This window comes from Chelatococcus sp. KU-N122 (assembly GCF_055391085.1).
Map to the genome: position 1 here is coordinate 8,394,353 of NZ_AP043981.1, position 12,191 is coordinate 8,406,543.

The following is a 12,191-nucleotide window of genomic DNA, read 5'->3' on the forward strand; positions in this document are numbered from 1 at the left end:
AGACCCGCTCCGTCGATGGCGCCTCCGATACGATAAGGATCGCGCGCATGGCGCTCCCACTCCCAATGAACCGGCGCGGACGTTAGCCGAGCCCGTAGCACCGGTCAATATGCGAATACGGTGCCGCCGGCGGATCGGCGCGCGTTTTGGGCGTGTTGCAACAGCCATGTAAGACACTGGAGCAAACCGCGTCCCGCCTCCCGTGCACTCCGGACCCTCCCTCATGGTCGAACCCGCCGCCAAGTCCCGCATCACCGCCCGCGCGCTGCTCATCGGCGAGCGCATCGATACGGCGGGCCTGGAGCGGGAGGACGTGCTGTCGACGACGCCGCTGGCCTTCCGCGTCGGCGCCAACGGCTTCGCCGCGATCTTCCGCTACGGCGTGGTGGTGCTCATCGGCCTGACGCCGGTCGAGGAGGACGAGATCGTGCGCGGCCTCAAACCTCGCCTGGCCGAGGCCCTGGCCCAGCCGGAGGAGGAGACCGCGATCATCGAGATGTCGGCCGACCGCGACGAGCAGGTCCCGCCGGGCGGCCCCATCTTCGTGCGCACCCTGTCGCCGGAACGGCTGCTGATCATCGCCGACGTGCTGGCCAAGAGCGCCGTGCTCGCCCGCGACGAGCGCGCCGTCGATTCGGTCATCGACGTGCTGGAGCCGTTCGCCCATAGCCTCGCCGAGCGCGGCGAGGCAGTGGGCGGCCGCCCGACCATGCGCCACATCGGTCGGGCGCTCGAGGTGCGCCTGCGCGTCACCGGGCGCGTGGCCGTCGCCGAGAAGCCCGACGCCTTGTGGGACCGGCCCGATCTGACGCGGCTCTACGCGCGCCTGGAGGACGAGTACGAGCTGGTCGAGCGCGCCGAGGCGCTGAACCGCAAGCTCGCGGTCATCGGCGAGACGGCAACGGCGCTGACCGACCTCAAGGACGCCGAGCGCTCGCTCCGGCTGGAGATCATCATCGTCCTGCTGATCGCCTTCGAAGTGCTGGTGACGATCTACAACCTGGCCCGGGGAGCCGGCCATTGACCGCCTCCGATCAGGCCGACTTCGGCGCCATCGCCTTCACGCCGCTCGCCGAGGGCGATCCGCTGCTGACGCCGACGCCCGCTTCGACTCTGCTCGGGCGCAGCTTCGTCGGCGTGAACCGCGAGGTCGGCGCCGTGCATATGCGCTATGTGGCTGAAGCCGCCTTCGCCAACCGCCACGGCACCGTGCAGGGCGGCCTGCTCTCGGCCATGCTGGACTCGGCCACGGCGCTCGCCCTGGGCGCTCAGCTGCCGGCGGGCCTCACCGCGGTGACCATGCGCCTCGACACGACCTTCCTGCGGCCCGCGCCGCTCGGTCCTCTCGACGTGCGTGCCCGGGTGCTGGAGAGACGTGAGCGGGAGGCGCAATCGGTGGGCGAGATCCTCGGTCCCGACGGCGAAATCCTCGCCCGCGCCACCGCCACCCTGCGCATCCGCCCGCGGCGGTAGATTATTGTATCGGCGCCGGCGAGCGACGCGCTGCGCAATCAGCCGACCGCCTGCTCCAGCCAAGCCGCGGCGGCTTCCGGCCCGACCCAGGTCCAGCCGGGCATCTGGTGGCGAAACCAGGTAAACTGGCGCTTGGCGTAGTGGCGCGTGTCGAGCCGCGCCTTGAGGCTCGCCTCGTCGAGGCTGATCTCGCCTGCGAGATGGCGCAGCAGCCCCGGCACGCCGTGCGCGCGCATGGCCGGCAGGGCCGGATCGAGCCCGCGGGCGCCGAGCCGCGCCACCTCGTCGACGGCGCCGGCCTCCAGCATGGCGGCGAAGCGACGGTCGATGCGGCGGACCAGCTCCTCGCGCTCCGGCGCCAGGAACAGACGGATCAGCGTCGCCCCCGTCAGCGGCCCCGGCACGCGCTGGGCCTGGAAGGTGAGCAGCGAACGGCCGGTCTCGGTCTTGACCTCGAGCGCGCGCAGGATGCGCTGGCGGTCGGTCGGCCGCAGCACCGCCGCCGCAGCCGGATCGCGCACGCCGAGGTCGGCGTGGAGCAGTGGCGTCGGCCGGCCCTCCGCCGCGGCGCGGACGGCGTTCCTGACCGCCTCCGACACCGGCGGAATGTCCGACAGCCCCTCCGTCAGCGCCCGGAAGTAAAGCCCGGTGCCGCCGGTGACGATGGGGATGAGGCCGGCTCCTCTGACCTCGGCCAGCGCGGCGCGGAACGCTTCCACGTAGCGGCCCACGGAGAAATTCTCGGCCGCATCGACGAAGCCGTAAAGCCGATGCGGCACCGCCTCCTCTTCCACCGGCGTGGGCCGGGCCGTGAGCACCCTGAGGTCGCGATAGACCTGCATGGAGTCGGCGTTGATGACGGCGCCGCCAACCCGGCGGGCGAGGTCGAGCGCCAGCGCCGACTTGCCCGACGCGGTCGGGCCTGCGATGAGGATGGCATCCGGGCGCCGAGCGGTGCTCCCCTGCCCTGCCTCTTCCGCGCCGCCGGCTGCTGTCGCCACGAAACCTGCCTTCGATGACCCAGACATCCACGCCTTCTGTCGCGACGCTGGTGGCAAGTCCAGCTGCAACCCTCCCGGCTTCGCTGATCGCCGATATCACAGCCGCCATCGGAGCCGGTGCGCCGGTGGTGCTGGCCCCCGAGCGCGCCGTCGATCTGCCATTCGTCAGCAGCGAGCCGCCGGTCACGACCGCCGACGGGATCCGCGCCATGCTGGCTGCGGCCGCAAGCCCGGTCGACGTCATCGTCCAGCCCGTCGCCGGGCGGCGCAAGCGGCTGTTCCTCGCCGACATGGATTCCACCATGATCGGCCAGGAGTGCATCGATGAGCTCGCCGATTTCGTCGGGCTGAAGGCCGAGGTCTCCGCCATCACCGAGCGCGCCATGCGCGGCGAGCTCGCCTTCGAGCCGGCGCTGCGCGAGCGCGTCAGCCTGCTCAAGGGCCTGCCTCTCTCGGTGGTCGACACCATCATCGCCGAGCGGCTGACCCTGACGCCCGGCGGCCGGACTCTGGTCATGACCATGCGCCGCCACGGCGCCTATGCCTGCCTGGTCTCCGGCGGCTTCACCGTGTTCACCGGCCCGGTCGGCGGCAAGATCGGCTTCGACGAGCACCGGTCCAACACGCTGCTCCTCGACGGCGAGCGCCTGGCCGGCGCGGTGGCGGAACCGATTCTCGGCCGCGAAGCCAAGCTCGCCACCCTCGTCGAGCTGCGCAGCCGCTTCGGCCTGGGCCGGGCTGATACGATGGCCGTGGGCGACGGCGCCAACGACCTCGCCATGCTTCAGGAGGCGGGCCTCGGCGTGGCCTTCCACGCCAAGCCGGCGGTGGCGGCGGCCGCCCACGCGCGCATCGACCACGGCGACCTCACGGCGCTGTTGTTCGCGCAGGGCTACGGCGAGGACGAGTGGGCGGCCTGAATGGTGCTCTTCCTCGGCATGCCCGACCAGATTGGCTCATCTGATCGGGGCGCATTCGACATGTCTCGAGCCCTCGCATGTCGAATGCGCGCCGCGCGTCAGCTGCGGTAGGAGGGCTCCTCGGCATCGAGGATCCGCTTGATGCTCGCCAGGTGGAGGCGCGCCGATTCGGCGTCGCCTTCCCGCATCTGCCGGGCGGCGGCAGCCGCGATGTCGGGCTTCACCGGCACCAGCGTACGGCCGGTGGACATGGCCAGGCACTGCACCTCGCAGGCACGCTCGAGGTAGTAGAGATCATCCCACGCCTCGGCGATGCTACGGCCGAGCACCATGACGCCGTGGTGCTTCATGAAGACGATGTCCGCGTCGCCCACCGCGGCGGCGATACGGTCGCCTTCGCCGCTGTCCAGCGCAAGGCCGTTGTAGTCGTGGTCGACCAGGGTGCGGCCGTAGAACTTCAGCGACGTCTGCCCGGCGAAGAGCAACGGCTCGCCTTCGGTCATGGTCAGCGCGGTGGCGTAAGGCATGTGCGTGTGGAAGGCGACGCGGGCGCGCGGCACCTTGAGGTGCATGCGGGCGTGGATGAAGAACGCCGTCGCCTCCGGCGCGCCCTCGCCCGCCAGTACGTTGCCGTGAAAGTCGCAGACGAGGAGGTCGGAGGCCCTGATCTCGCTGAAGGCGTAGCCGTAGGGGTTCACCAGGAACAGGTCGTCGTATCCTGGCACCACGGCGGAGAAATGATTGCAGATGCCCTCGTGCATGCCGAGCCGGGCGGCGAAGCGAAAGCAGGCCGCGAGCTCGACGCGTGCATTCCACACCTCTTCCCCATCCAAGGCGGGGCGGTTTGGGCCGGGGGCCGCCGTCGGCGGGGCCGTCTCGCGATTGAGGGCATGAGCCATCGGGTCGTTCCGATCTCCGTTGTCCGGCGTGCAGGAGCGGTCGGCCGCATAGCCGAGTGCAACCGCGGCAGCAAGACATATGCCGAAGCGGCCGGCATCTCCCGATCAGATCGTCCGATTGGGTCTCAAGTCTTTGTTTTGAGCATGATCTTGTCCAAAAACCGGTGTCCACTTTTTGGGATCATGCTCTAGCGGCCTGCCAGCACCGCCGACATGGTCCACGCCGGCGCCTGGGCTTCGGCGGGCTTGTAGGAGCGGACCTCGTCGACGGCCCAGCCGCCCGCCTCGTGCACCAGATCGAAGCGCACACGCCGTGGCTGCTTGAAGTTGTCGAAGCGCGCGTCGACCACGGCGTGCTCGGCTCCGGTGGACACCAGCGCAACCGTCAGATCGGTGATCTGCCAATTGTTGCCGTCGACGAACACGTCCCAGTCGAGCTGCCCCACCTCCCCCTCGGGCGTGTTCTGCGCGTCAGCGTCGATCAGGCCTTGCAGCCGGCGGCTGTAGATGCCGGCGAAGCCTGGCCGGTTCGTGTCGTCGGTGTAGGTGCGGTAGACCGCCCGGATCAGGCCGTCGGGTGTATCGCGGGACTGCATCGCACCGGGTGCGCCGTCGACGAGCACCAGGGCAAGCCCCAACGCGAGGGCCAAGCTGGTCATGGCTGCGAACCTGCCGATCATCGTCGGAGGCGATCATGCGCGAACGGGATCGTCGGTGCGCTGGCGCATCGCGGAGATCGATGAAACGCGACAGCTCCATGGAGCTACCGTGGCCGCGAACGCCCGCAAGGCAGCTGATCCGTGGAGATCATGATGGTGATGAAGGGCGCGTTTTGCACCATGCTCGCCGTGGCGGCCGTCCTGTCGGTGCCGGCGGCGCATGCCGCCGCCACGGTGCTGGAGACCGGCGGCCTCGGCCGGGTCCGCCTGGGCATGACCGTCGTAGCCGCCGAACGGGCGCTGGGGACGCGGCTCACACCGCTCGACGGCAGCCGTTCGGAGCCGTGCTGGATCGGGCGTCGCACCGACAACGGAGGCCCCGGGGTCGGCTACATGGTCGAAGGCGGGCGCGTCGTGCGCATCGATATCTTCGGGGTCGGGGCGATCCGGACGCGGGCCGGCATCGGCATCGGCTCGACGCGCGACGATGTCGTCCGCCGCTACGGGCCGGGCGTCGCCTTCGCACCGCATCCCCTGGCCGGGCACGCCTCCTGGGCCCTGCTGGAGCGCTCGCCCGGCGGCGGTATCCGGGCGGAGCTGGTCAACGGCAAGGTGGCGTCGCTCTGGGCCGGCCGCGGGCGGGCTCTGGATTATCCCGAAGCCTGCTCGTGACAGGCGCGACCGCCGGCGGAGGCCGTCGCCGCAGCTATCTCAGTTGCGCCAGCCAGATCGTGTGGCGGCCGCATTCGGGATCCTCGACCACATGCGCCACGAGGGCAAATCCGTGCGCGTCGAGCAGAGCGCGGTATTCCGTGCTGTCGAGGCTGGCGTGATAGAGAGACTCGCCCTGAAGGCGCCCGATCGCCTCGCCACATGAAGGGCCGCTGGTGAACATCAACGCCGCCCCGGGGCCCGCGTGGCGGCGAAAGACGGCGAACATCCGGCGCTGGTCGTCGTAGCCCAGGTGGAAGAAGCTGTCCCAGGCGAGCAAGCCGTCAAAGGGGCGGCCCAGCGACAGCGAGCGCATGTCGGCGATGCGCCAATCCCCGTCGGGACAGCGCTCCTTGGCGAGCGCGATCATCTCCGGCGACGAGTCGACCCCGGTGACGGCGCAGCCTTGCGCAGCCAGATAACGGGCAATCGGCTCGCCGCTGCCGCAGCCGATGTCGAGAACCGCGGCGCGCGCCGGCAGCAGGGCGAGGAAGCGATCGAGCCACGCCTGCTCGCACAGGCGGGTGCCCCGCTCACGCGCCCAAGCGCGGGCGTGGCGACGGTAGAGGCCTACGATCCTGTCGGCTGCGGACGTCAGCGACAGCCTCCCCTGCGCGGCGCATCGATCCCCACAACATCCTCTGGAGCGCGTCCCGGTCCGGTGGAACCACCCGATCGGAGAGAAGCGCTCCAGATGATCGATCGGGAAACTCTAGCCCGAAACGGACCGCTTCGCCTTGAACGGCGCCATCCCGGCGCGCGCGAGCGCATCGACGCGCTCGTTCTCGGCATGGCCGGCGTGTCCCTTAACCCAATGCCAGGAGATGTCGTGGCTCGCCTGGGCGGCGTCGAGCCGGCGCCACAGATCCTCGTTCTTGACCGGCTTCCTGTCGGCGGTCTTCCAGCCGCGCGCCTTCCAGCCCTTCAGCCACTGGCTGATGCCGTTGCGCACATATTCGGAATCGGTCCACACTTCCACCGCGCACGGGCGCTTCAGCGTCTCCAGGGCCATGATGGCGGCCATCAGTTCCATGCGGTTGTTGGTGGTGTGCGCCTCGCCGCCGGAGAGTTCCCGCTCCTGCCCGCGAAAGGCCAGGATAGCGCCCCAGCCGCCCGGGCCGGGGTTGCCGCTGCAGGCCCCGTCCGTGAAGATCGTCACCCGCTCGCTCATCGCGCCAATCCGTAATCGCTCGCGCAGGCCGCCCCCATGTGGAACGCCAGCTTGCGGTCGTACTCGAGTGGGTCTTTCGGCTTCACCAGCGCCCCGGCCGGCACGTTCAGCCAGTCGATCAGGCGGGTGAGCATGAAGCGCAGGGCGGCGCCGCGGCAGAGCACCGGCAGCGCATCGACCTCCCCCGGCGCCAGCGGACGGACCGCCTCGTAACCTGCCAGCAGCGCCCTGCCCTTGGTCACGTTGAACGAGCCGTCCGGCTCGAAGCACCAGGCATTGAGGCAGATGGCGACGTCGTAGGCGAGCGCGTCGTTGCAGGCGAAGTAGAAGTCGATCAGCCCCGACAGCCGGTCACCGAGGAAGAAGACGTTGTCGGGAAACAGATCGGCGTGGATGACGCCCTGCGGCAGGTCGCCCGGCCAGTGCTGCTCGACGTCGGCCAGCGCCCGGCTGGCCCGCTCTGCCAGCCCGCGCGAAACCTCGTCGGCGCGGCCCTGGGCCGCCTCCAGCAGCGGCCGCCAGGCCGCGATCGACAGCGCGTTGGGACGTCGGAGCGGAAAGTCCGCGCCGGCGCGGTGCAACGCCGCCAGCGCCCGGCCGACCTCGCCGCAGTGGCCGGCCGTGGGCCGGCGCACGGATACGCCGTCGAGAAAGGTCACGATCGCCGCCGGCCGCGCGGCCAGCCGGCCCAGCATCTCGCCGCTCGCCGTCTTCACCGGCAGCGGACAGGTGATGCCGCGAGCCGCCACATGCTCCATCAGCCCCAGGAAGAACGGCAGGTCGGCCTCGGCCACCCGCTTCTCGTAGAGCGTCAACAGGAAGAAGCCCGAATCGGTGTGCAGCAGGAAGTTGGAGTTCTCGACGCCCTCGGCGATGCCCTTGACCGCCAGTACGCGGCCGATGGCGTAGCTCTGGACGAAGGCGGCAAGCTCCTCGTCGGGAACCTCGGTGTAGACCGCCACGGCTATTCGGCCGCTTCGCCGCGCAACTCCCGCGGCAACGGGAAGAACATGTTCTCGTCGGCCGTCGACACCGTCTCCACCGTCACGGCATACCGCTCGGCGAAAGCGTCGACGATCTCTTCCACCAGGACCTCCGGAGCCGAGGCGCCGGCGGTCAGGCCCAGTCGCCGGATCCGGGTGAAGGCGGACCACTCGATGTCGGCGGCACACTGCACGAGCCTGGCCGTGGCGCAGCCGGCGCGCTCGGCCACCTCGCGCAGGCGCTGCGAGTTGGAGGAGTTGGGAGATCCCACCACGATCATGGCGTCGACGTGCGGCGCCACCCGCTTCACGGCCTCCTGGCGGTTGGTGGTGGCGTAGCAGATGTCCTCGCGCTGCGGGCCGACGATGGCCGGAAAGCGCGCCTGCAGCGCCTCGACGATCTGCCGCGCGTCGTCGACCGACAGCGTCGTCTGAGTGACGTAGGCGAGGCTGGCCGGATCGGCCGGCGCGATACGGCCGACGTCCTCCACCGTTTCCACCAGCGTGATGGCGCCGGGTGGCAATTGCCCTATGGTGCCTATCACCTCGGGATGGCCGGCGTGGCCGACCAGGACGACGTGGCGCCCGCGCCTGCGGTGCACCTCCGCCTCCCGGTGCACCTTGGTGACCAGCGGGCAGGTTGCGTCGATGGCGAACAGGCGCCGGCCCGCCGCCTCCTCCGGCACGGCGCGCGGCACGCCGTGCGCCGAGAAGATCACCGGGGCATCGGTGGCGGGGATTTCCGACAGCTCGTCGACGAAGATGGCGCCCTTCCGGCGCAGGCTCTCCACGACGTATTTGTTGTGCACGATCTCGTGACGCACGTAGACCGGCGCCCCGTACGCCGCGAGGGCCTTCTCCACCGCATCGATGGCGCGCACGACCCCGGCGCAGAAGCCGCGCGGAGCGCAAAGGAGGATATCGAGCGGGGGCTTTTCGGTCATCGGCAAGGTGTGGTGGCGTCGCGCTGATGTGGCTGTTGCGGCATGGACGTGTCAAGGACGCCGTTTGTGCCACGACCATCCCCTTTCGGCGCGTTCTCTCCGACACAGACCTCCGATGGATGATCCGAATGGGCTGCATGCTCTCGCGCCAGCTTCGGCGAGGGAGTATGGAGAACCCGCATGTCAGACCCCAGCGGACAATCCAGCTTCATCCAGCCGGTGCTCGTGTTCTGCGGTGCGGCCGCGGTCGCCGTGCCGCTGTTCCGGCGGCTCGGCCTCGGCGCCATCATCGGCTACCTCGTCGCCGGCGTCGCCATCGGCCCCTATGCGCTCGGGCTGTTCTCCACGCCGGAAACCATCACCGGCGTGGCCGAGATCGGCGTGGTGCTGCTCCTGTTCATCGTCGGCCTGGAGCTCAAGCTGTCGCATCTATGGTCGATGCGGCGCGACATCTTCGGCCTGGGGCTGGCGCAACTCCTGGTCACCGGCATCCTGGTAACGGCCGTCGCCATCGCGGTGGGCGTCCCGGCCAAGGGCGCCGCCGTCGCCGGTGCGGCGCTCGGGCTGTCGGCCACCGCCATCGCGCTGCAGATCCTGAACGAGCGCGGCGAGCTGCAGACCGCGTATGGCCAGCGGTCGTTCGCCGTGCTGCTGTTCCAGGACCTGTCCATCGTGCCGATCCTGGCCGCGGTGCCCCTCATGGCCAACGTGGTGTCGGCGGCGCCGGGCGGAGCGGGCGAACGGCTCGCCCATGCCGGCGAAGCCATCGGCTGCATCGTGGCGCTGGTGCTGATCGGCCGCTACCTGCTGAACCCGTTCTTCCGCGTGCTGGCGAGCAGCGGCGCTCGCGAGGTGCTGACGGCGGCAGCCCTGCTGGTGGTGCTGGGCGCAGCCCTGCTCATGGAGGAGGCGGGCTTCTCCATGGCCATGGGCGCCTTCGTCGCCGGCGTGTTGCTGGCCGAATCGAACTTCCGCCACCAGCTGGAGGCGGACATCGAGCCGTTCCGCGGCCTGCTGCTGGGGCTCTTCTTCATGAGCGTCGGCATGTCGCTCGATCTGCGCCTGGTGCTGAACCAGGCGGTGGTGCTGGCGCTGGCGACGGCCGCCCTGGTGCTCGGCAAGATCGCCGTGGTCTCGGTGCTGGCCCGCATCTCCGGCTCCTCGTGGACCGACGCCCTGCGCGCCGGCGCCCTGCTCGCCACCGCCGGCGAGTTCGCTTTCGTGCTGCTGCCGCTGGCCGGCAGCCTGCACCTGCTGTCGACCGAGCATACCCAGCTGTTCACCGCCGTCGCCGCCCTGTCGATGCTGGTCGCGCCTTTGGCGGCCAAGGTGCTGGACACCATCCTGATGCGCCGTGGCGCCGTTCAGCCGCTGCTCGAGGAAGACGTGGAGGGCGGCCGCACGGCGGGCGACGAGTCGAGCGTCATCGTCATCGGCTTCGGCCGCTTCGGCCAGGTGGTCAACCAGGTGCTGCTGGCGGAAGCCGTCAACGTCACGGTCATCGACCTCGACGTCGACCGCATCCGCCAGGCGACACGCTTCGGCTTCCAGGTCTATTATGGCGACGGCACCCGGCTCGACGTGCTGCACGCCGCCGGCACCGGCCGGGCCAAGGTCGTCTGCGTCTGCGTCGACCATGCCGAGACGGCGACCCGCATCGTCGAGCTGCTGCATGCGGAATTTCCGCGCGTGCAGACCTACGTGCGGGCCTACGATCGAGTCCACGCGATCGACCTGATGCACATGCAGGTGGACTATCAGCTGCGCGAGACGTTCCGCTCGGCGCTGGCCTTCGGCCGCGCCACGCTCGAGGCGCTGGGCGTCGAGGCCGAGCGAGCGCTGGAAGTCGAGGAGGACGTGCGCAAGCGCGACGTTGCCCGCCTCGTGCTGCAGGGAGAAGGCGGCCTTCTCGACGGCGCCGACCTGCTGCACGGCTCCACCGTCACGCCCGAGCCGCTCACCGCCCCCAAGTTCAAGTCCAAGGCACTCACCGCGGAGACGCGCGATCTGATCGCCATGGATGGAGACGGCAATTGAACCAGGTCGAGGTCCGCCGGGGCCCGCCGCTCCGGCAGGAGGCCGTCTTCACGACCGGCTCGACCATGCGGCACGTGCTGGTGATGGCGTCGACCGGGGCCGTCGGGCTGATGGCGGTCTTTGCGGTGGACCTGCTGACGCTGCTCTACGTGTCATGGCTCGGCGACACGTCCCTGACGGCGGCGGTGGGCTTTGCCGGCATCCTGATCTTCATCACCGTGTCGGCCTCGATCGGCCTGCTGATCGCCGTCAGCGCGCTGGTCTCGCGCTCGCTGGGCGCCCGCGACGTGCTGGCGGCCCGGCGCATCGCCGGCAGCACGGTGACGATGGCGACGGCGATCTCGGGCGCGCTCGGCGTCGCGACGCTGATCGCCGCCCATCCTCTGCTGGTGGTGCTCGGTGCCACCGGCGAGGTGCTCGATACGGCCTACCGCTTCCTGCTGATCTCCCTGCCCGGCACCGTGTTCATGGGGCTCGGCATGTCTCTGTCCGCGGTGCTGCGCGCCGTCGGCGACGCACGCCGATCCATGTACGTGACGCTGGCCGGCGCCGTCACCACGGCGGTGTGCGATCCACTGCTGATCTTCGTGCTCGGCCTCGGGGTGGACGGCGCCGCCATCGTCACGCTGATCAGCCGCATCGTGGTGGCCGCCGTCGGCCTCCACGGCGCCGCGATCGTCCATCGCATGGTGGCGCGGCCGAGCTGGCACGGCCTCGGCCTCGACGCCAGGCCGATGCTGGCCATCGCCCTCCCGGCCATGGCCGCCAACGTGGCGACGCCGGTCGCCGCCGGCTTCATGACCTCCATCCTCGCCCGCTACGGCCAGGAGGCGGTCGCCGCCAACGCCATCATCTCCCGCCTGGTGCCGGTCGCCTTCGGCCTGCTGTTCGCCATGTCGGGCGCCATCGGCCCGATCCTCGGCCAGAACTTCGGCGCCGGCCTGCTGCCGCGCGTCAGGCGCACCTTCAGCGACGCGCTCATCTGCGGCACGCTCTACATCGTCGCGGCCTGGCTCGTGCTGGCGCTGGCGCAGAACCTCGTCGTCGCCGCCTTCGCCGCGCACGGCGAGACCGCCGACCTGCTGCGGCTGTTCTGCGCGATCCTGGCCGGCAGCTGGATCTTCCACGGCGCCTTGTTCCTCGCCAACTCGGCATTCAACAACCTCGGCTATCCGCTGCTGACCACGGTGCTGAACTGGGGCAAGGCGACGCTGGGCACCATTCCGTTCGGGCTCCTCGGCGCCCACATGGGCGGCGCGGCCGGCGCCCTCATCGGGCAGGGCATCGGCGCCATCGCCTTCGGCATCGCCAGCGTCGTCCTCGCCTATTGGGCGATCGACCGGCTCGGCAACCAGAGCGCGCGCTGACGGCGTCGGCGCCGGCGTCGACGCGT

General features: G+C 70.3%; 13 protein-coding genes. 6 read left to right on the top strand and 7 right to left on the bottom strand.

Features of this window, described 5'->3' with window-relative positions:
* The first annotated feature begins 223 nt into the window (after positions 1-223).
* Together ACZ5PO_RS37850 and ACZ5PO_RS37855 are read left to right on the top strand one after the other, a co-directional pair.
* Positions 224-1,024, top strand: a complete 801-nt coding sequence (locus ACZ5PO_RS37850) for an RMD1 family protein (RefSeq protein ID WP_464188263.1) — start codon at positions 224-226, stop codon at positions 1,022-1,024.
* Entirely contained in the window at positions 1,021-1,473 is a 453-nt protein-coding gene (locus ACZ5PO_RS37855; protein WP_464188265.1) for a PaaI family thioesterase, read from the top strand. Before ACZ5PO_RS37850 ends, ACZ5PO_RS37855 begins: the two co-directional genes overlap by 4 nt.
* A 38-nt stretch (positions 1,474-1,511) precedes the next feature.
* On the opposite strand, the gene miaA is transcribed toward ACZ5PO_RS37855, so the two are convergent.
* Complete coding sequence (gene miaA / locus ACZ5PO_RS37860; RefSeq protein ID WP_464188267.1) at positions 1,512-2,501, bottom strand: tRNA (adenosine(37)-N6)-dimethylallyltransferase MiaA; 990 nt, start codon at positions 2,499-2,501, stop codon at positions 1,512-1,514.
* Here miaA and serB point away from each other — a divergent pair.
* Positions 2,489-3,394 (top strand): phosphoserine phosphatase SerB, encoded by a 906-nt coding sequence (gene serB / locus ACZ5PO_RS37865; RefSeq protein WP_464188269.1) that lies wholly within the window; start codon positions 2,489-2,491, stop codon positions 3,392-3,394. The two genes, miaA and serB, sit on opposite strands and share 13 nt — an antisense overlap.
* Before the next feature lie 98 nt (positions 3,395-3,492).
* Here serB and ACZ5PO_RS37870 read toward each other — a convergent pair whose 3' ends face one another.
* Positions 3,493-4,293 carry an aldolase gene (locus ACZ5PO_RS37870; RefSeq protein WP_464188271.1) on the bottom strand — a complete coding sequence of 267 codons (801 nt, stop codon included), beginning with the start codon at positions 4,291-4,293 and terminating at the stop codon, positions 3,493-3,495.
* Between the two features lie 188 nt (positions 4,294-4,481).
* The gene (locus tag ACZ5PO_RS37875) at positions 4,482-4,952 is read right to left on the bottom strand and encodes a hypothetical protein (RefSeq protein ID WP_464188273.1); all 471 of its coding nucleotides are present in this window, start codon (positions 4,950-4,952) and stop codon (positions 4,482-4,484) included.
* A 159-nt stretch (positions 4,953-5,111) separates the two neighbouring features.
* Here ACZ5PO_RS37875 and ACZ5PO_RS37880 point away from each other — a divergent pair, with 159 nt between their 5' ends.
* Complete coding sequence (locus tag ACZ5PO_RS37880; RefSeq protein WP_464188275.1) at positions 5,112-5,624, top strand: hypothetical protein; 513 nt, start codon at positions 5,112-5,114, stop codon at positions 5,622-5,624.
* A 34-nt stretch (positions 5,625-5,658) separates the two neighbouring features.
* On the opposite strand, the gene ACZ5PO_RS37885 is transcribed toward ACZ5PO_RS37880, so the two are convergent.
* From ACZ5PO_RS37885 to ispH, 4 genes are read right to left on the bottom strand one after another with little or no spacing between them, the layout of a single operon-like run.
* Positions 5,659-6,366: a class I SAM-dependent methyltransferase gene (locus tag ACZ5PO_RS37885; protein WP_464197206.1), complete on the bottom strand. Its 708-nt coding sequence runs from the start codon at positions 6,364-6,366 to the stop codon at positions 5,659-5,661.
* Positions 6,367-6,375: 9 nt separating this feature from the next.
* Positions 6,376-6,834, bottom strand: coding sequence for a ribonuclease HI (rnhA, locus tag ACZ5PO_RS37890; protein WP_464188277.1), 459 nt, complete (start codon positions 6,832-6,834; stop codon positions 6,376-6,378).
* Positions 6,831-7,796 (bottom strand): homoserine kinase, encoded by a 966-nt coding sequence (locus ACZ5PO_RS37895; RefSeq protein WP_464188279.1) that lies wholly within the window; start codon positions 7,794-7,796, stop codon positions 6,831-6,833. Before ACZ5PO_RS37895 ends, rnhA begins: the two co-directional genes overlap by 4 nt.
* Positions 7,797-7,798: 2 nt before the next feature.
* Positions 7,799-8,761, bottom strand: a complete 963-nt coding sequence (gene ispH / locus ACZ5PO_RS37900; protein ID WP_464188281.1) for a 4-hydroxy-3-methylbut-2-enyl diphosphate reductase — start codon at positions 8,759-8,761, stop codon at positions 7,799-7,801.
* Between the two features lie 180 nt (positions 8,762-8,941).
* On the opposite strand from ispH, the gene ACZ5PO_RS37905 reads away from it, so the two are divergent.
* Entirely contained in the window at positions 8,942-10,798 is a 1,857-nt protein-coding gene (locus tag ACZ5PO_RS37905) for a monovalent cation:proton antiporter-2 (CPA2) family protein (protein WP_464188283.1), read from the top strand.
* Positions 10,795-12,165, top strand: coding sequence for an MATE family efflux transporter (locus ACZ5PO_RS37910; protein WP_464188285.1), 1,371 nt, complete (start codon positions 10,795-10,797; stop codon positions 12,163-12,165). The genes ACZ5PO_RS37905 and ACZ5PO_RS37910 overlap by 4 nt, the downstream gene beginning before the upstream one ends.
* Positions 12,166-12,191: the final 26 nt, after the last annotated feature.